We start from the raw sequence: 18,197 nt of genomic DNA on the forward strand, positions 1-18,197 counted from the left end.
TTCTTCCCCCTCACGTCCGTCGGCACGCATTACGATCCCGCGACATGACCGTGCTCACCACCGACCGGCTGATCCTGCGGAACTGGACCGACTCGCCGGCCGACCTGGCCCGGATCTTCGACATCTACTCCCGCAACGAGGTGGTGCGCTGGCTGGGCGCGGCCCCCGGTCTGCCGTTGGCCGACCCGGCGCAGGCGGCCGACCGGTTGGCGCTCTGGCGGGCCCGGCACGCCGACCATGGCGACCGGTACGGCACCTGGGCGGTGCAGGTGCGCGACACCGGCCTGGTGGTCGGCACGATCCTGCTCAAGCCGTTGCCCGGCCGGGACGAGCAGGTGCCCACCGCCGACATCGAGGTGGGTTGGCACCTGCACCCCGACTCGTGGGGCCACGGCTATGCCACCGAGGCGGCCCGCGTCCTGGTCGACCGGGAACTCGCCACCGGCACCGGGCAGGTGTACGCGGTGGTGGCCCCCGGCAACGGGGCGTCGATGGCGGTGGCCCGCCGGCTCGGGATGACCCACCTGGGTCGGCGCACCGACTGGTACGGCGGTGAGGAACTGGAGACCTTCGTGCGCCGGGCGCTCCCGGGCTCCCCAGGTGGCCGATAGCCACCTCAGGCGGTCATTAGCCCGCAATCCGGACGACATCTTGCGGTATCGATCGACGTCGTCCTATCCTCGCTTGTGGAAAGCGCTTTCCAGATGCTCAGTGCGGGTGTCCCGGCGAGTTCTGCTGCCGCCGGAGGCACCAGTTCGCCGTGCGCGGCAGCACGGTGAGCGGGTCGATCCGGTACCCGGCGCAACCACCCTGGCCGACCGGCGACTCCGCCCGACGGCCGCGAAGGCCCGGCCCGTCCCCGGCGCGCAGAGGTTCGCAGGATCACCACCATCACCGCCGCCCGGCCGGGCACCACACCAGGCACCACACCCCCCGGCGGCGGCACCACCACCAGGTACTGAGAAAGGTGACGCGAGGATGAGACGACCAGTTGCACGACGAGTCCAGGCGGGGCTGGCCACGGCCGCCGTCGGTGCCGCGATCTGCGTGGCCCTGCCGGTGCACCAGGCGTCGGCGGCGGCCGGCAGCGCCAGCGGCTACGCCACCCAGAACGGCGGCACCACCGGCGGCGCGGGCGGCCAGACGGTACGGGCCAGCACGGGCACCGCGATCCACGCGGCCCTGTGCAACCGGGCCAGCAGCAGCACCCCGATCGTCATCGAGGTGCAGGGCACGATCAACCACGGCAACACCACGAAGGTCTCCGGCAACAGCTGCAACACCGCAGCCGACAAGATCGAGCTGAAGGAGATCAGCAACGTCACCATCGTCGGGGTCGGCAGCGGTGCGGTCTTCGACCAGCTCGGCATCCACATCCGCGACTCCCGCAACATCATCATTCAGAACGTGACGGTGCGGAACGTCAAGAAGTCGGGCTCGCCCATCTCCAACGGCGGTGACGCCATCGGCATGGAGAGCAGCGTGCGCAACGTCTGGGTCGACCACACCACGCTGGAGGCGTCCGGCGGCGAGTCGGCCGGTTACGACGGGCTGTTCGACATGAAGGACGACGTCCAGTACGTGACGCTGTCGTACAGCATCCTGCGCAACTCCGGCCGGGGCGGCCTCATCGGCTCCAGCGAGAGCGACCGGGGCAACGGCTTCGTCACCTTCCACCACAACCTCTACCAGAACATCGACTCCCGTACGCCGTTGCTGCGGGGCGGGATCGCGCACATCTACAACAACTCGTACGTGCAGCTCAACGAGTCGGGGATCAACTCCCGGGCCGCTGCGCGGGCCAAGGTGGAGAACAACTACTTCAAGAACTCCCGGGACGTGCTGGGCACCTTCTACACCAGCGAGGCCGGCTACTGGCAGGCCAGCGGCAACATCCTGGACAGCGTGACCTGGTCCAGCCCGGGTAGCGAGACCAACCCCGCCGGGCCGGGCATGCCGTCGAACACCAGCGTCAGCATCCCGTACTCCTACCGGCTGGACGGGGCGAGCTGCGTGCCGGACATCGTCCGGCAGACGGCCGGCGCGAACACCGGCCTCAAGGAGTCCAACGGAAGCTGCTCGCCGACCACGCCGACCCCCACCACCCCGGGACCGACCACGCCCGCGCCGACCACGCCGGCCCCTACCACCCCCGCCCCGACCACCCCGCCGCCCACCAGCAACCCCGGCGGGACCAACCTCAGCATCGGCGCCGGCTCCGACGGCTCCAGCAAGGCCAGCGGTACGAGCTACGGCGACGTCCGCGACGGCAACATGGGCACCTTCTGGTCGCCGGCCGGGTCGACCGGTGACATCTCGATCAAGTGGGGCTCGGCGACCGGCATCTCCTCGATCAACATCCGGGAGGCGTCGGGCTCGGCCGGCAGCATCACCTCCTGGCAGGTCCTCAACGGCGACACCGGCGCGGTGCTGGCCTCCGGCAGCCGGGCCGGCGTGATCACCTTCGCCCGGACCTCGCTGAAGAAGGTCACCTTCCGGATCAACAGCTCTGCTGCCACCCCGAAGGTCGCCGAATTCGAGACCTACGCCTGACGGCCTACCCCAGCGGTCCCGGGGCGGTGATCGCCTTCCTCCAGCCGTCCCCGGGTCGCTGACCGCCTTCCCCGGCCGCCGTGGGTCCGAGCCGGGCCCGTCGAAGCGGTGATCAACTCAATGGGGCTGATGTAGGGGTGTCCGATCGGCGTGGACACCCCCACATCGGCCCCGTTGTGATGATCAACCCTCTCCCGAGGTCGCGGGCGACGCCCCGGGCTGTGGCCGGTCGTGGCGGGTCCAGGCGAGGAAGCGGGCGAAGTAGGCGGCCGGGTCGACCGTGCCGGTGCCGACCCGCAGCGCGTCGGTGATCGCGTCGTGCATGAGCAGGCACAGGTAGATCGCCAACGCCGGCCGGTCGTGGGCGTACTCCCAGCGGAGGCTCAGCTTGGCCGGCTGGCAGGGCCACGGGGCGGCGCAGGCCCGGCACCGCCAGGCCGGCCGGGCGGCGACGTGCCGACCGGCACCTTCCGGCCGGACCGCCGCCGGTTGCCCCCGCCGCGTGTCGTCCGTCAGCGGGGTCGCCGCCGATTGCCTTCGTTGCGCGTCGTCCGCCAATGGGGTGGCTGTCGGTCGCCTTTGCCGCGCGCGGTGCTCCGGCGGGGTCACCGGTGGCGGCCGTTCGCCCGGCGGGCCTGACCCCGGGTGACCAGGCCCGCCGCGCCCACCCAGTAGACGGCGGTGGGGCCGTTCCACCGGGGGTGTCGGGGCGCGGGCAACGGGGGCGGTGGCGGTTCCCGCAGCGGTACGGCGGCCAGCCGGTCCGGGCACGGCCAGCGCAGCCCGCAGGTGCAGTGCCGACCCCACCGGGACCAGTCCCGCCGGTGCCGGGGCGTCGTCGGTACGGGCCTGTCGCGCTTCCTCATCCGCCTATTCCTTCCGCCTGCGCTGCCGCGCCCCGGACGCCTTGCCGGGGCCACCAGCGACCTGCCGCCTGTTCACACTCTGCTGTGGACGCGACTACTGTCGGAAGACGGCGCGGGACCTCAGCGTCGGTTGTGCCGACCGGGTCCGGGCAGGTGGCCGGCGCTGGCAGCGAGTGGCAGACGTGTGGTGGAGGTGTGATGACCGGCGGACCGATGTCGACCCTGGAATTCCTCGGCGCGGAGTTGCGCCGGGCGCGCAGGGAACGCGGGCTGAGCCAGGAGGATCTGGCCCAGCAGATCACCTACTCGTCGTCGCTAGTGGGCATGGTGGAGATCGGCCACCGGACGCCGTCGCAGGACTTCGTCACCCGCGCGGACGCCGCCCTGGAGGCCGGCGGCCTCTTCGAGCGGCTGCTCGCCCTGGTCCGCGCCGACTCCGCACCCCCGTGGCTGCGCGAGTGGATCAGCGTGGAGCGGGAGGCGACCTTGATCCGCTGGTTCGAGCCGTCTCTCATCCCCGGCCTCCTGCAAACCGAGGCGTACGCCCGCGCGGTGCTGCACGGCGGTGGAATGCTCCGGGAGAGTGCGGTCGAGCAGCGTGTCTCCTCCCGAATGGAACGGCAGACCGTGCTGACCCGGGAGCACCCGCCCGAGGTGGTGGCAGTGATCGACGAAACGGTGTTGCGCCGGGCGATCGGTGAGCCCGCGGTGATGGTCGAGCAGTTCGAGCATCTGTTGCGGCTGACCGAGCACTCGCACATCAGCCTGCACGTGGTGCCGGCGGATGCGGGGATGCACGCCGGGCTGGCCGGCCCGTTCATCCTGGTCCGCGTGCCCGACGGCGGAGAGGTGGCGCATCTGGACAGCGCGCTGCGCGCTCACATCACGGACCGGCCGGATGACGTTGATAGCCTTCAGCGCAGATGGGAGAGCCTTCGCGGCGAAGCACTGCCACGCAGGGCGTCCCGGGATCTCATACGGGAGTTGGCGAAGTCATGGACTTGAGCGGCGCAGTCTGGCGCAAGTCGACCCGCAGCGACAACGGTGGCTCCACCTGTGTGGAGGTGGCGACGAATCTGCCGCAGGTGGTCGGGGTGCGGGACAGCAAGGACCGGGGCGGCCCGGTGTTGACCTTCGCCCCCGCCGCCTGGGCCGGCTTCGTCGCCGTGACCCGCTCGGGTGACCTGAACTCCGCCCGCACCTGAGCCGTACCGCTGCCGAAGCGCCCACCGTCGGCGGCTCGGCGGTGTCGTCGGCGCACCGACGCCGGGGTGGTCACCCGTCACCGCGACGAGGCCGCCGCGCCCGCCCCGACGTGGTGATCGACTCAGTTGGGCCGATGTGGGGGCGTCCACGCTGCCCGGACACCCCCACATCGGCCCCGTCGTGTTGATCAACGCGGGCGGGCAGGTGTAGGGAGACGCACTGGCGGTGCGACGGGCGGCTCCGGGGGCTGCGGCGATTAGGCTGGGACCAGCAGGATGTTCCGCTGAGGGGGTGAGCCCGGATGGCCCAGGCCGCATTCGTGCCCGAGCCCGCGCCGCAGTCGCCCGACCCGACGTCCCAGAGGCCCGAGTCCGGCGGTCAGTCGCAAGGGTCGACCGACCGGCCGACCGGGCCGTCGTTCGACGTGCTGCGCTGGCACGACGAGCCGTGGACCGCCCAGCTCGCCCTCGACCTGTTGCCGGAGACCAACGGCCCCAAGGTTGAGGTCCTGAGCGGAAGCGTGATCGTGACACCACATGCCGGATACGACCATCAGAATGCCGAGCTGGATCTGGCCTACCTGCTCAAGCAGGCGGCCCGCCGAGAAAAGCTGTGGCTCTACGCCGAAGCCAACATCATTTCTGGTGCCGACCTCTTCATTCCTGACATCGTGATCCTCGACGTTCCCGGTGGTGGGCGGACGACGATGGACATCGGCCACGCCGTGCTGCTCGGTGAGGTCGTCTCGCCGGGTAACCGGCGCAAGGACGTGATCGACCGGCCCCGCGAGTATGCCGCCGCCGGTGTCCCGTTCTTCCTCCGCGTCGACCTGCGCAACCGGGTGCCCACCATCGCGCTCTTCGAGTTGACCGACGGGGAGTACCGGCCGGTCGCGGCCGCTGCCGCCGGGACGACGTTCGTCATGCGGCAGCCCTTCGCGTTCAGTATCGATCCGGCCGACCTGCTCGGCGAGGAGGCACCGGTCGAGGAGGCGGAACCGCCCGGCGGGGAGAAGTCGGGCGGGGAGGCGGACGTTCAGGGGTGAGGCTCCCAGCGGGAGTACAGCGGGGCCGGGGCAGAATGGCCGCGTGACAACTCCCCGGGATCTCGTACTGCTCGGCTCCACCGGCTCGATCGGCACCCAGGCGATCGACATCGTCAGGCGCAACCCGGACCGGTTCCGGGTGGTGGCGCTCGGTGCCGGTGGCGGCAACGTCGAGTTGCTCGCCACCCAGGCCCTCGAGCTGGGCGTGGACGCGGTCGGGGTGGCCAAGGCGTCCGCCGCGCAGGATCTCCAGCTCGCCTTCTATGCCGAGGCGAGTCGGCGCGGCTGGGCCACCGGGGACTTCAGGCTGCCGAAGATCATCGCCGGTCCGGACGCCATGACCGAGCTGGCGCAGTGGCCCGGCGACGTGGTCCTCAACGGGGTGGTCGGGTCGCTCGGGCTCGCGCCGACGCTGGCCGCGCTGCGCTGTGGTCGTACCCTCGCGTTGGCCAACAAGGAGTCGTTGGTGGCCGGCGGCCCGCTGGTGAAGGCCGCGGTGACGCGGCCGGGGCAGATCGTGCCGGTCGACTCGGAGCATTCGGCGCTGGCCCAGTGTCTGCGCGGCGGCACCCGCGGCGAGGTACGGCGGCTGGTCGTCACGGCCAGCGGCGGACCGTTCCGGGGGCGGCGGCGCGACGAGCTGACCGCTGTCACCCCGGAGCAGGCGCTCGCCCACCCGACGTGGAACATGGGCCCGGTCGTCACGATCAACTCGGCCACCATGGTCAACAAGGCGTTGGAGGTGATCGAGGCGCACGAGCTGTTCGACGTGCCCTACGCCGACATCACCGTGATGGTGCACCCGCAGTCGGTGATCCACTCGATGGTCGAGTTCGTCGACGGTTCCACCCTGGCCCAGGCGAGCCCGCCGGACATGCGGCTGCCCATCGCGCTCGGCATCGGCTGGCCCGACCGGGTGCCCGACGCGACCGCCGCCGTGGACTGGACCACCGCCCACACCTGGGAGTTCGCCCCCCTCGACGACGAGGCGTTCCCGGCGGTGGCGCTGGCCAAGGCGGCCGGCGAGGCGGGTCGCAGCCGACCGGCGGTCTACAACGCGGCCAACGAGGAGTGCGTGGCGGCGTTCGTCGCCGGCCGGTTACCGTTCCTCGGCATCGTCGACACCCTGGAACGGGTGCTGGAGGAGGCCCCCGATTTCGGCGAACCGGGTACGGTCGAGGACGTACTCGCCGCCGAATCGTGGGCGCGCGCGCACGCGCAGGAGATCATCGCGGGGTCGGGGAAGGAAGCCTGATGCTTTATCTGCTCGGGGTGGTGGTGATCGCCCTGGCGATCCTCATCTCGGTGAGCCTGCACGAGGCCGGTCACATGCTGACCGCCAAGGCGTTCGGCATGAAGGTCACCCGCTACTTCGTCGGCTTCGGGCCGACCATCTGGTCGTTCCGCCGGGGTGAGACGGAGTACGGCCTCAAGGCCATCCCGCTCGGTGGCTTCTGCAAGATCGTCGGTATGACGCCGCAGGACGACGACGTCGAACCCGGTGACGAGAAGCGGGCCATGTGGCGTTACCCGGTCTGGAAGCGGACGATCGTGATGTCCGCCGGCTCGGTCACCCACTTCGCGCTGGCGATCATCGCGATCTGGCTGGCCGCCATGTTCATGGGCCTGCCCAACAAGGACCTGCCCAACCCGCTGCCGGCGCACGTCAAGGTCGTCGACTGCGTCATCCCCACCGACGCCGCCCGCGAGTGCGCCCCCGGTGACCCGGTCAGCCCCGCCAAACAGGCCGGGCTGCGCGACGACGACAAGATCGTCGCGGTGAACGGGGTCGCCGTCGCCGACTACACCGCGCTGGTCAAGACCGTCCGCGACCTCCCGCCGGGCCAGCCCGCGACCATCAGGTACGAGCGCGACGGCGTGGCCGGTGAGGTCCGCGCCGATCTCGCCGCCGTGCAACGCAAGCCGCTCGACGACCCCAACGGCGCCCCGGTCACCGTCTCCGCCCTCGGCGTCGCCGGCCCGATGCTCCCGCCCGGCGTCCCGGCGAACGTCACGTACGGCCCGGTCGAGGCCATCCCGGCCACCGCCGGCTACACCAAGGACCTGGCCGTCGGCACCTTCGAGGCGCTCAAGCGGATCCCCGACAAGATCCCCGCCCTGTGGACCGCCGTCACCGGCGGCGAACGCGACAAGGACACCCCGATCAGCGTCGTCGGGGCCAGCCGGCTCGGCGGCGAAGCGCTGGAGAACGGCGTCTGGCAGCTGCTGGTCCTGCTGTTCATCTCGCTGAACTTCTTCGTCGGCGTGTTCAACCTGCTGCCGCTGCTGCCGCTGGACGGCGGCCACATCGCCATCGCCTGGTTCGAACGGGCCCGCTCCTGGCTCTACGCCCGGATCGGCCGGCGCGACCCGGGCCGGGTCGACTACCTCAAGCTGATGCCCATCACGTACGCGGTGATCCTCATCGGTGGGGCGTTCACGCTGCTCACCGCCACCGCGGACATCGTCAACCCGATCACGCTCTTCACGAGGTGAGTGCCCAAGTGACCGCTGTCAGTCTCGGTATGCCCGCCGTACCGCCCCCGCCGCTCGCCCCGCGCCGGGTCAGTCGCCAGATCATGGTCGGTTCGGTGCCGGTCGGTGGGGGTGCCCCCGTCTCGGTGCAGTCGATGACGACGACCCTCACCTCCGACGTCAACGCCACGCTCCAGCAGATCGCGGAGTTGACCGCGTCCGGTTGTCAGATCGTCCGGGTGGCCGTACCCAGTCAGGATGACGTGGAGGCGTTGCCGGCGATCGCCCGCAAGTCGCAGATCCCGGTGATCGCCGACATCCACTTCCAGCCGAAGTACGTCTTCGCCGCGATCGACGCCGGTTGTGCGGCCGTCCGGGTCAACCCGGGCAACATCCGCCAGTTCGACGACAAGGTCAAGGAGATCGCCGCAGCGGCCTCCGCCGCCGGTACGCCGATCCGGATCGGCGTCAACGCCGGCTCGCTGGACAAGCGGCTGCTCGCGAAGTACGGCAAGGCCACCGCCGAGGCGCTCGTCGAGTCGGCGCTGTGGGAGTGTTCGCTGTTCGAGGAGCACGGCTTCCGGGACATCAAGATCTCGGTCAAGCACAACGACCCGGTGGTGATGATCCGGGCGTACCGGCAGCTCGCCGAGCAGTGCGACTACCCGCTGCACCTGGGGGTGACCGAGGCGGGCCCGGCGTTCCAGGGCACCATCAAGTCGGCCGTCGCCTTCGGCGCGCTGCTCGCCGAGGGCATCGGCGACACGATCCGGGTGTCGCTGTCCGCCCCGCCGGTCGAGGAGATCAAGGTCGGCAACCAGATCCTGGAGTCGCTGGGCCTGCGCGAACGCGGCCTGGAGATCGTCTCCTGCCCGTCCTGCGGCCGGGCCCAGGTGGACGTCTACAAGCTCGCCGAGGAGGTCACCGCCGGCCTGGAGGGGCTGCCCGTCCCGCTGCGGGTCGCCGTGATGGGCTGTGTGGTGAACGGGCCCGGCGAGGCCCGCGAGGCCGACCTGGGTGTCGCCTCCGGCAACGGCAAGGGGCAGATCTTCGTGAAGGGGCAGGTCGTCAAGACCGTCCCCGAGGGGCAGATCGTCGAGACGCTGATCGAGGAGGCGTTGCGGATCGCCGACGAGATGGGCGCGGAGATCCCCGAGGAGCTGCGCGACCTCGTCCCCGGCCCCACCGTCACCGTGCACTGATCCACCGTCGACGAAGGCGGCCCTCCCGGTGGGAGGGCCGCCTTCGTCGGTACGAGGTGATCGTCGCCGGGATGCCCGGTGACCCGGCTCGGGGTCGTGGTGGTCCGGTCCGGCCTGATGGTGGCGGCGGTCCGGGCTGATGGTGGCGGTCCGGCCTGATGGTGGCGAGGGCCGGGCTGATGGTGGCGGCGGTCCGGGCCGGCCGGCGGGGTTCGTCGTGCCGGGCCCGGACGTCGCGGGTGGCCGTTGGCCGGGTCGCCGGGTCGCCGGGTCGTGCCCGGCGGTCACTCGGATTCGGCGAGGATCGCGTACAGCTTGCGTCGGGTCTCGTCGAGCACCTGGGCGGCGCGTTCCCGCTGGTCGTCGGTGCCGGTCATCATCACCTGGCGCAGCGCGTGCATGGCCTGCGCGCCCGCGTCGCGGATGTCGTGCCAGCTGTTGACGGTGTCCTCGGCGAACTCGGCCCAGGGCGGGGTCTGCGCGGCCGTGGTGGCCTCGTCCCGACCGGCGTCGGTGAGGCCGAACCGCTTGCGCCCGCCGCCGGCCGGGTCGGTGCTGGCGGCGATGACGCCCTCGTCCTCCAGCAGTTGCAGGGTCGGGTAGATCGATCCGGGGCTGGGCCGCCAGGCCCCGCCGGTGCGGGAGTCGATCTCCTGGATCATCTCGTAGCCGTGCATCGGCCGCTCGGTGAGCAGGGCCAGCACGGCGGCCCGGACGTTGGGCCGGCGTCCCCGGCCGCGCCCGCGACCACCCCGGCCGCCGCCCCAACCCCCGTGCCCGTGCGGGCCGGGTGGCATGGGCGGGAAGCCGAAGCCGCGTTGCCGTGCCTCTTGCAGGGCCTGCATCCGTCGGTGGAATCCCATCGTGTCGTTCCTTCCGTGGAGTGTCGCTGATGCATCAACGATATATCGCCAAAGTGTCGTCGACAAGAGTGTTCACGATGAGGCCCGGTCCGGGTCGACTGTCGCGCGGCTGCGCCGGTCGCCCGGCGGACCACCACCCGCATCTGGCAGGCTGGAACCGTGCTGACGGTGCCCGTACGCCAACTGGGAGAATCGGAGCGCCGCGCGGTCGAGCGGTTGCTCGACCTCGACCCGTTCGCGGGCGCGCAGGTCGCCGAGCGGGTCTCCGCCCGAGGGCTGGCCTGGTGGCGGGCCGAGGGGCGCATTCTCGGCTACGGCACCCGTCGCAACCTGGAGTCGATCTGCTGGCTCGGCGGCAACCTCACCCCGATCCTCGCCACGGAGTCGGCGGTCGCCGCCTTCGCCGAGCAGCTCTCCGGCGAGGAGCGGCTCTGCTCGTCCATCGTCGGGCGGGCCGACGCGGTGCTCGGACTCTGGGACCGGCTCGCCGACCACTGGGGGCCGGCCCGTGACGTACGCCCCAACCAGCCGTTACTGGCCACCGACACCGCGCCCCGCATCCCGGTCGACCCCGAGGTGCGCCGGGTCCGGCCCGACGAGGTGCCCCGCCTCTTCCCGGCGGCGGTCGCCATGTACGCCGAGGAGGTCGGCGTGTCACCGCTGGCCGACGACGGCGGCCGGGCCTACCGCCGACGGGTCGAGGACCTGGTCCGAGCCGGTCGGGCGTACGCCCGCATGATCGACGGGGAGGTCGTGTTCAAGGCCGAGCTGGCGGTGGTGACCCGCCGGACCGCCCAGATCCAGGGGGTCTGGGTGGCACCGCAGTGGCGGGGCCGTGGCATCGCCACCGCCGCGATGGCCGCCGTGGTACGCGACGCGCTGCTCCGGGTCGCCCCGACGGTCAGCCTCTACGTCAACGACTTCAACCTCCCCGCGCGCCGGGTCTACCAACACTGCGGCTTCCGCCCCGTAGGCACCCTCGCCACCATCCTCTTCTGACCCGCCCCGGCCCTCCCACCTCACCGAACACCCCACCCCCAACCCTCTAGCCCTCACCCCGCCCCCGCCCCCTGCCCCCGCCCCCTGCCCCCGCCGCTCACCGGCTCGTCCCAGTGATCAAGAGCTTTAGGTCAGTTGATCAAGAGGTTTACGTCATTTTGAAGATCAACTTTGACGTAAAACTCTTGATCACCGGGGAGGGGAGGGGCGGGGTGGGGAGGGGAGGGGTGGGGGGAGAGGGGTAAGGCGGGGAGGGGTGGGGGGAGAGGGGTGGGGGGAGGGTTGGTGGTAAATGCGTTGAGGGGAGGGGGGCGGGGGGTCAGGCTGGGGGGTACCGCCACCCCGAGTTCCGGAGGGAATCTCCATGCGCCTGCTCCGTGATCTCTGGGCGTCCGCGCCACGTCGCATGACGGTCGTGATCGTGCTCGTCGTGTTGGGGGCAGCCGGTCAGGCCGCCGCCTCGGCGGTCGCCGGCCCGGTGCTGGTGCACCGCTCGGCCGGCTGGTTCGTCGCGTTGGTCGTCGCGTTGGTCGTGGCAGTCTTCGGCGAGTTGGTGATCGCGCTGCTGATGGCGGGCATCACCGCCGACTGGTCCGCCGACGTGCGTCGCCGGCTCTGCCGGGTCGCCCTCGGGCAGGATCTGCCGACCCTGGAGGGCACCCCGGTCGGCGAGCTGCTCGACCGGATCGACAACGACGTCTACCAGGTCGCCTCCGAGCTGCGCAACACCGGCGTACGGCTGGTGCAGGGTCTGGTGCTCTGCCTGCTCGCCACGCTCAGCGCGCTGTTCGTCTGGTGGCCGGCCGGGGTGGCGATGCTGCTGCTCACCGTGCTGCTCATCGTGCTGCTGCGCCGTCCCACCGCCGCCATCGCCCCGGCCCGGATGTTCGAGGAGGAAGCCTGGTCCGACCTGGCCGCCGTGATGGAGGAGGCGGTGCACGGCCAGGACGACGTCCGCACCAGCCTCGCCCAACCGTACGTGCTGCGGTTGTACGCCCGGCGGGCGGCCGAGGTGCTGAACCGCTGCCGCCGGGTCTTCCTGATGTCGGCGCGGGTCACCGCCGTCGCCGCCGGTGCCATCCGGGTCGGGATCGCCGGGGTGGTGCTCGCCGGGGCGTGGGCGTTGACCACCGGCCGGGTCGACGGGGCCCGGTTGACCGCGATCTGGCTGCTCGCGTTGAGCTTCGGCGCGACCGTCGAACATCTCGCCCGCTGGGTGCCGCACCTGCAGTACGCCCTCGGCGCCTGGGCCCGGGTGCTGCTGCTCTCCGACGCCCCGCAGGAACCCTCCGGCGGGGTCACCCCCACCGACGGCGACCTGACCCTGCGCGGGCTCACCTTCCGCTACCCGGCCACCGGCGAGGACGAGCGGGCGCCCGCGCTGCGCGACGTCCGGCTCAGCTTCGTCCGGGGACGGTCGTACGCGCTGGTCGGGCGGACCGGTTCGGGCAAGTCGACCCTGACCAAGGTGCTCACCCGGGCGGTCGAGGTGCCGCGCGGCACGGTACTGCTCGGCGACACCGACCTGTGTGACCTGGACGTCGAGGAACTGCGTCGGTGGATCGCGGTGGTGCCGCAGCGTACCGAGATCCTTGCCGGCACCCTCGCCGAGAACGTCGCCCTGTTCGACCCGGACCTGCTCGACGCCGCCCCCCGGGCGCTGGCCGAGCTGGGGCTCACCGGCTGGGTAGCGGAGCTGCCCGACGGTATCCGCACCCGGCTGGGTGAGGGCGGGTATGTGCTCTCCGCCGGTCAGGAGCAGCTGGTGGCGTTCGCCCGGATCCTGGTCCGCGATCCGCACGTGGTGGTCCTCGACGAGGCCACCGCGCGACTCGACCCGGTCACCGAGATCCGGGTACGCGAGGCCACCGAACGCCTGCTCACCGACCGGATCGGCATCATCATCGCGCACCGCCTCTCCTCCGTGCGGCGCTGCGACGAGGTGGTGGTGATGGCCGACGGGGCGGTCCTGGAGGCGGGGCCGCTGCACTCCTCGGCCCGCTTCGCCGAGCTGCTCGCCAGCAGTCGCGCCGCCGCGTACACCCCGGTGGGTGCGGCCCCGACGGGCACCGCCCGGGGCGGGGTGGACCTGCTCGACGGCCCGGGCCCCGCCTGGCCGCAGGCCGACGCACCCGGCCCCGCCCGGCCGCAGGCCGACGCCTCCGGCGGCACCTGGCCGCAGGCCGACGCCTCCGGCCCCGCCCGGTCGCAGGCCGACGCCTCCGGCGGCACCTGGCCGCAGGCCGACGCCTCCGGCCCCGCCCGGTCGCAGGCCGACGCCTCCGGCGGCACCTGGCCGCAGGCCGACGCCTCCGGCCCCGCCTGGCCGCAGGCCGGCCGGCCGGGCGACCTGTACCCGGACGGGCCCGACACCCCCTGGGCGGACGCCGCCGCGCCGAACCGGGCCGCGCCGAACCGGGCCGAGACGGACGGCATCACGGCGGACGCCACCGGGCCGGACGGCACCGGGCCGGACGGCACCGGGCCGGACGGCGGCATCACGGCGGACGGCACCGGGACGGGTGGCGTCGGGCCGGGGCGGGCCGGTGTCGAGGGGGCCGGGGTGTCCGGGCGGGCGGCGGTCGCCGTACCCAAGGGGGACCCGCCGCCGCTGCCACCCCTGCCGCCCACCCGGACGATGCGGGAGATCCTGCGGCTGGGCCTGAACGACCCGCGCTTCGGCCTGCTCTCGGTCGCGCTGTTCATGGTGATCACCGTGCTCGGCCTGGACGGCACCGTGCTGCCCTGGCTCTGGGCGGACGTCGTCGACGGCGGCGACCCGTGGCTGCCGGCGATCGGCATCGCCGCCGCGCTGGTGATCGTGCTGCCGCTGCCCTACTGGACCAACCTGCGGTTCCCCCAGTGGTGGGTACGGCAGATGCTGCGGATGAGTCTGCGGCTGGTGCACGGGCAGACCGGCCCGCGCCGGTCCAGCCGGCACACCCCGGCCGAGGTGGTGGCCCAGAGCGGCGACACCGAACGGGTCGTGCAGCTCGCCGACAACCTGATGGACCAGCTCATCGCCCTGGTGACCCTGGTGACCATGACGCTGGTCACGGGCAGCCTGGTGCCGGCGTTGTTCTTCGTCGGCACGATGGCCGTCTCGGGGCTGGCTGCTACCCTGTTCGGCCCCCGGTTGGAGCGTTCCGCCCGGGACACCGTGGCCGCCCGTGCCGCCTTCGCCACCGCGCTGGTCTCCTCGCTGTCGGCGGCCCGTACGGTCAAACTGGCCGGGGCGACCCGCCCGGTGCTCGACCACCTCTCCGCCCTGGACCTGGTCCGCAGCGACCGGCAGCGGCGGGAGATCGCCGCGCAGGTGTGGGCCCGCTCCACCCCGTCGGTGGCCAGTGGCCTGCTGCCGATCGCCGCCTGGGCGCTCTACCTGACCGGTGGGCTCTCCGCCGGTGCCACCCTGGTCGCCGTCTCCACCCTCGGGGCGGCCCGCTGGTTCGCCTGGACCACGGCGTCCCTGGTCTCGCAGTACCCGTCGGCTCGGGTGTGGACCCGGCGGACGGTGGCGATGACCGGGATCGGGGCGTACTCGGCGGAGGTGCCCGGGGTGGACATCGCCGCCGGCACCGCCCCCGCGCCGGAGCCGCCGCCGCGCCGGCCACTGCGCCGGCTGGAGCTGACCGGCTACGGGGCACTGCACTCCGACGGCACCCTCGCCGTGCGGGACGTCGACCTGACCGTCGACCGGGGCCAGTTGGTGCTGGTGGTCGGGCCGGTCGGGTCCGGCAAGTCGTCGCTGCTGCGGGCGCTGGCCGGGATCGTGCACCACGTCGGCGAACTGCGCTGGAACGGCGACCCGGTGACCGAACCGGAGCTGTTCCTGCGCCCCCAGCAGGTCGGTTACGTCGGGCAGCTGCCCCGGGTGCTCTCCGGCACCGTCGCCGACAACATCGCCCTCGGGCACGACGTGGACGCGGCCGGGGCGGTGAGCACCGCCCAACTGGAGCACGACCTGGCGGGTGGGGGTGGGCTGGGGCTGCTCATCGGGCACAAGGGCACCCGGCTGTCCGGCGGGCAGTTGCAGCGGCTGGCGCTGGCCCGGGCGCTCGCCCCGCGTACCGAACTGCTGGTCGCCGACGACGTGTCGTCCGCTCTGGACGTCACCACCGAGCTGGCCCTGTGGGCGGCGCTGCGCGAGCACGGGGTGACGGTGGTCGGCTCCACCTCGAAACGGGCGGCGCTGGTCCGCGCCGACCACGTGGTGGTGCTCATCGACGGCACGGCCGTCGCCCAGGGTCCGTGGCGTGACCTGGAGGACGACTGGGGTCACCTGGCCGGCTGACCAGGTCACCCGCGTCCTGCGTCCCGCGCCCGCCCGCTCGCGCCACCCGGGATCGGGGAGAGTTGTTGCCGCTCCAGCGACAACAACTCTCCCCGCAGTGGTCGACGCAGGCCGGTCGGCAGACGGTCAGAAGGCGCGGGCGTACGGGTCGGGCCAGCCGGGGGTGGCGCCGAGCTTCGCGGCGGCGCGGCGCGGCCAGTACGGGTCGCGCAGCAGTTCCCGACCGAGCAGCACCAGATCGGCCTCACCGGCTGCGACGACCTGCTCGGCCTGCTCCGGCTCGACGATGAGGCCGACCGCACCCGTCGGTACGCCCGCCTCGCGGCGGATCTGGGCGGCCAGCGGCACCTGGTAGCCGGGACCGACCGGGATGGCCGCCCGGGCCGACGCCCCGCCGGAGGAGACGTCCACCAGGTCCACCCCGGTCGCGGCCAGCTCGGCGGCGAGCGCGACGCTGTCGTCCGCCGTCCAACCGCCGTCGACCCAGTCGGTGGCGGAGATCCGGGTGAGCACCGGCACCTGTTCGCCGACGGTGGCGCGGACCGCGCGGGCCACCTCCAGGGTGAGCCGCATCCGGGCGGCCCGGTCGCCGCCGTACCCGTCGGTGCGGTGGTTGGTCAGCGGGGACAGGAACTCGTGCAGCAGGTAGCCGTGCGCGGCGTGGATCTCCACGACGGCGAAGCCGGCGTCGACGGCCCGGCTGGCGGCGGTGGCGAAGGCCGACACCACCCCGGCGATCCCGGCCTCGTCGAGCGCCGTCGGCTGCCGGTAGTCGGGCAGGAACGGTTCGGTCCCGGGCCCGACCGGCGTCCAACCGCCCTCGGCGTCGGGCACCCCGCCGCGTTCGGCCGCCCACGGCCGCCAGGTGCTGGCCTTGAACCCGGCGTGGGCGAGCTGCACGGCGGGCACCGCCCCCTGGCCGGCGACGAACGCGGTGACCGGACGCCACGCGTCGACGTGCGCGTCGGACCAGATGCCGGTGTCCTGGGGGCTGATCCGCCCCTCGGGGACGACCGCGGTGGCCTCGGTGACGATCAGTCCGGCACCGCCGACCGCCCGGGCGCCGAGGTGCACCAGGTGCCAGTCGGTGGGCAGGCCGTCCGGGCCGGCGCTGTACTGGCACATCGGGGCCAGGGCGATCCGGTTGGGCAGGGTGACGCCGCGCAGGGCGAGCGGGGTGAACAGGGCACTCATGCGAGTGATCCTCCGGTAGGGGCTGATGGCGGTGCAGGACGGGGGAGGGATCGCAGCCGTCGAGGTCAGGCGGGTGCCGGCGTCAGGTCGTCGCGGCGGGCCGGCCGGTCGGCGGTCCCGTCGGCGTCGGTCCCGTCGGCGTCGGTCAGGTCGCGCCGGCCGGCGTTGGCGTAGGCGTCGCGGTCCAGGATGCCCTCGCGGGCGGCCACGATGGTCGGCACGACCGCCTGCCCGGCCACGTTGGTGGCGGTGCGGATCATGTCCAGGATCGGGTCGATGGCCAGCAGCAGACCGGCTCCGGCCAGCGGCAGGCCCAACGTGCTCAGGGTCAGGGTGAGCATGACGATGGCACCGGTCAGGCCGGCGGTGGCGGCCGAACCGACCACCGAGACGAAGGCGATCAGCAGGTAGTCGCCGACGCCGAGGTCCACTCCGAAGACCTGGGCCACGAAGATCGCGGCGAGCGCCGGGTAGATCGCGGCGCAGCCGTCCATCTTGGTGGTGGCACCGAACGGCACCGCGAAGGAGGCGTACTCGCGGGGGACGCCGAGCCGCTCGACGGAACGCTGGGTCACCGGCATGGTGCCCACCGAGGAGCGGGACACGAAGGCCAACTCGATCGCCGGCCAGGCACCGGCGAAGAACCGCAGCGGGTTGAGCCGGCCGGCGGTGACCAGCAGCAACGGGTAGACCACGAACAGGACGACGGCGCAGCCGACGTAGACGGCGGTGGTGAACTTCGCCAGCGGGGCCAGCAGGTCCCAGCCGTACGCGGCGACGGCGTGGCCGATCAGCCCGAGGGTGCCGATCGGGGCGAGCCGGATCACCCACCACAGCGCCTTCTGCACGATGGCCAGCACCGCGCGGTTGAGCTCGACGAACGGTTCGGCAGCCGCACCGACCAGCAGCGCGGCGGCACCGACGACCAGGGCGAGGAAGACGATCTGGAGGACGTTGCCCTCGACGAACGCGCCCACCGGGTTGGTCGGCACGATGCCGGTGAGGAAGTCGGTCCACGAGCCGGTGGTCTTCGGGGCGGTCGCGCCGCCGACGTCCAGGCTCACCCCCCGGCCCGGGTTGGTGAGCAGACCGATGCCGATGCCGAGGCTCACCGCGATCAGCGCGGTGACGCCGAACCAGAGCAGCGTCCTCAGCGCCAGCCGGGCGGCGTTGGCCACCCCGCGCAGGCTGACCACGCTGACCACGATCGCGGTGAAGACCAGCGGCGGGACGGCCAGCTTGAGCAACTGGACGAAGAGCCCGCCGACGGTGTCGAGGGTGCCGGCAAGCCAGCTCAGGTCGCCCTCGCGGGCGAGGAAGCCCAGCGCCGCGCCGAGCACGAGGCCGAGCAGGATCTGGGCGGAGAAGGGGAACTTGCGCAGGGTGGAAGCCATCAGGATGCGTCCAAGGTCGGTAGGGGTCGGTCGGCGGGCGGCGTCAGGAGCGCGGCTGCGCCGGACAGACTCCACTGGCCTGGCGTCGGAGGTCGACGTACAGGCG

At 72.6% G+C, this 18,197-nt stretch carries 15 protein-coding genes; 10 read left to right on the forward strand and 5 right to left on the reverse strand.

What is annotated here, in order from left to right:
• Window positions 1-44 precede the first annotated feature (44 nt).
• Window positions 45-611 (forward strand): GNAT family N-acetyltransferase, encoded by a 567-nt coding sequence (locus ACQP2H_RS07275; protein ID WP_357534527.1) that lies wholly within the window; start codon window positions 45-47, stop codon window positions 609-611.
• A gap of 367 nt (window positions 612-978) precedes the next feature.
• A complete protein-coding gene (locus tag ACQP2H_RS07280) occupies window positions 979-2,553 on the forward strand; it encodes a pectate lyase family protein (protein ID WP_433231747.1) in 1,575 nt (524 codons plus the stop codon).
• A gap of 183 nt (window positions 2,554-2,736) precedes the next feature.
• On the opposite strand, the gene ACQP2H_RS07285 is transcribed toward ACQP2H_RS07280, so the two are convergent.
• Together ACQP2H_RS07285 and ACQP2H_RS07290 are read right to left on the reverse strand one after the other, a co-directional pair.
• On the reverse strand, window positions 2,737-3,111 hold the full coding sequence (locus tag ACQP2H_RS07285; protein WP_433231749.1) for a hypothetical protein: 375 nt from the start codon (window positions 3,109-3,111) through the stop codon (window positions 2,737-2,739).
• Between the two features lie 47 nt (window positions 3,112-3,158).
• Window positions 3,159-3,419, reverse strand: coding sequence for a hypothetical protein (locus ACQP2H_RS07290; RefSeq protein WP_219468385.1), 261 nt, complete (start codon window positions 3,417-3,419; stop codon window positions 3,159-3,161).
• A gap of 198 nt (window positions 3,420-3,617) precedes the next feature.
• Between ACQP2H_RS07290 and ACQP2H_RS07295 the strand changes: the two genes are divergently transcribed.
• From ACQP2H_RS07295 to ispG, 6 genes are all read left to right on the forward strand, one after another.
• A complete protein-coding gene (locus ACQP2H_RS07295; protein ID WP_433231752.1) occupies window positions 3,618-4,424 on the forward strand; it encodes a DUF5753 domain-containing protein in 807 nt (268 codons plus the stop codon).
• A complete protein-coding gene (locus ACQP2H_RS07300) occupies window positions 4,415-4,624 on the forward strand; it encodes a DUF397 domain-containing protein (protein ID WP_219468388.1) in 210 nt (69 codons plus the stop codon). Before ACQP2H_RS07295 ends, ACQP2H_RS07300 begins: the two co-directional genes overlap by 10 nt.
• 302 nt (window positions 4,625-4,926) lie before the next feature.
• Entirely contained in the window at window positions 4,927-5,670 is a 744-nt protein-coding gene (locus ACQP2H_RS07305) for a Uma2 family endonuclease (protein ID WP_363820290.1), read from the forward strand.
• Between the two features lie 43 nt (window positions 5,671-5,713).
• Entirely contained in the window at window positions 5,714-6,925 is a 1,212-nt protein-coding gene (gene dxr, locus ACQP2H_RS07310) for a 1-deoxy-D-xylulose-5-phosphate reductoisomerase (RefSeq protein WP_208569277.1), read from the forward strand.
• On the forward strand, window positions 6,925-8,166 hold the full coding sequence (locus tag ACQP2H_RS07315) for a M50 family metallopeptidase (RefSeq protein ID WP_363820287.1): 1,242 nt from the start codon (window positions 6,925-6,927) through the stop codon (window positions 8,164-8,166). The genes dxr and ACQP2H_RS07315 overlap by 1 nt, the downstream gene beginning before the upstream one ends.
• A gap of 8 nt (window positions 8,167-8,174) precedes the next feature.
• Window positions 8,175-9,347 (forward strand): flavodoxin-dependent (E)-4-hydroxy-3-methylbut-2-enyl-diphosphate synthase, encoded by a 1,173-nt coding sequence (gene ispG / locus ACQP2H_RS07320; protein ID WP_219468397.1) that lies wholly within the window; start codon window positions 8,175-8,177, stop codon window positions 9,345-9,347.
• Window positions 9,348-9,631: 284 nt separating this feature from the next.
• Here the strand turns inward: ispG and ACQP2H_RS07325 are convergent, their stop codons facing one another.
• Window positions 9,632-10,210 carry a PadR family transcriptional regulator gene (locus ACQP2H_RS07325; protein WP_219468400.1) on the reverse strand — a complete coding sequence of 193 codons (579 nt, stop codon included), beginning with the start codon at window positions 10,208-10,210 and terminating at the stop codon, window positions 9,632-9,634.
• 159 nt (window positions 10,211-10,369) lie between these two features.
• Here ACQP2H_RS07325 and ACQP2H_RS07330 point away from each other — a divergent pair, with 159 nt between their 5' ends.
• Both ACQP2H_RS07330 and ACQP2H_RS07335 read left to right on the forward strand, forming a co-directional pair.
• Complete coding sequence (locus ACQP2H_RS07330; protein ID WP_219468403.1) at window positions 10,370-11,209, forward strand: DUF4081 domain-containing GNAT family N-acetyltransferase; 840 nt, start codon at window positions 10,370-10,372, stop codon at window positions 11,207-11,209.
• A gap of 364 nt (window positions 11,210-11,573) precedes the next feature.
• Window positions 11,574-15,503: an ATP-binding cassette domain-containing protein gene (locus tag ACQP2H_RS07335; RefSeq protein WP_433231759.1), complete on the forward strand. Its 3,930-nt coding sequence runs from the start codon at window positions 11,574-11,576 to the stop codon at window positions 15,501-15,503.
• 126 nt (window positions 15,504-15,629) lie between these two features.
• Here ACQP2H_RS07335 and ACQP2H_RS07340 read toward each other — a convergent pair whose 3' ends face one another.
• Together ACQP2H_RS07340 and ACQP2H_RS07345 are read right to left on the reverse strand one after the other, a co-directional pair.
• Window positions 15,630-16,697 (reverse strand): NADH:flavin oxidoreductase/NADH oxidase, encoded by a 1,068-nt coding sequence (locus ACQP2H_RS07340; protein WP_433231761.1) that lies wholly within the window; start codon window positions 16,695-16,697, stop codon window positions 15,630-15,632.
• Between the two features lie 65 nt (window positions 16,698-16,762).
• Window positions 16,763-18,079 carry a dicarboxylate/amino acid:cation symporter gene (locus ACQP2H_RS07345; protein WP_219470766.1) on the reverse strand — a complete coding sequence of 439 codons (1,317 nt, stop codon included), beginning with the start codon at window positions 18,077-18,079 and terminating at the stop codon, window positions 16,763-16,765.
• Between the last annotated feature and the right edge of the window lie 118 nt (window positions 18,080-18,197).

Source organism: Micromonospora sp. CA-248260 (genome assembly GCF_050942205.1).
In the GTDB taxonomy this organism is placed as follows: domain Bacteria; phylum Actinomycetota; class Actinomycetes; order Mycobacteriales; family Micromonosporaceae; genus Micromonospora; species Micromonospora antibiotica.

What these genes read in the sequence shown, in the direction of transcription:
- ACQP2H_RS07275 (WP_357534527.1), top strand. Translation starts at nt 45, where the DNA reads ATGACCGTGCTCACCACCGACCGGCTGATCCTGCGGAACTGGACCGAC.
- ACQP2H_RS07280 (WP_433231747.1), top strand. Translation starts at nt 979, where the DNA reads ATGAGACGACCAGTTGCACGACGAGTCCAGGCGGGGCTGGCCACGGCC.
- ACQP2H_RS07290 (WP_219468385.1), bottom strand. Translation starts at nt 3,419, where the DNA reads ATGAGGAAGCGCGACAGGCCCGTACCGACGACGCCCCGGCACCGGCGG.
- ACQP2H_RS07295 (WP_433231752.1), top strand. Translation starts at nt 3,618, where the DNA reads ATGACCGGCGGACCGATGTCGACCCTGGAATTCCTCGGCGCGGAGTTG.
- ACQP2H_RS07300 (WP_219468388.1), top strand. Translation starts at nt 4,415, where the DNA reads ATGGACTTGAGCGGCGCAGTCTGGCGCAAGTCGACCCGCAGCGACAAC.
- ACQP2H_RS07305 (WP_363820290.1), top strand. Translation starts at nt 4,927, where the DNA reads ATGGCCCAGGCCGCATTCGTGCCCGAGCCCGCGCCGCAGTCGCCCGAC.
- ACQP2H_RS07315 (WP_363820287.1), top strand. Translation starts at nt 6,925, where the DNA reads ATGCTTTATCTGCTCGGGGTGGTGGTGATCGCCCTGGCGATCCTCATC.
- ACQP2H_RS07325 (WP_219468400.1), bottom strand. Translation starts at nt 10,210, where the DNA reads ATGGGATTCCACCGACGGATGCAGGCCCTGCAAGAGGCACGGCAACGC.
- ACQP2H_RS07335 (WP_433231759.1), top strand. Translation starts at nt 11,574, where the DNA reads ATGCGCCTGCTCCGTGATCTCTGGGCGTCCGCGCCACGTCGCATGACG.
- ACQP2H_RS07340 (WP_433231761.1), bottom strand. Translation starts at nt 16,697, where the DNA reads ATGAGTGCCCTGTTCACCCCGCTCGCCCTGCGCGGCGTCACCCTGCCC.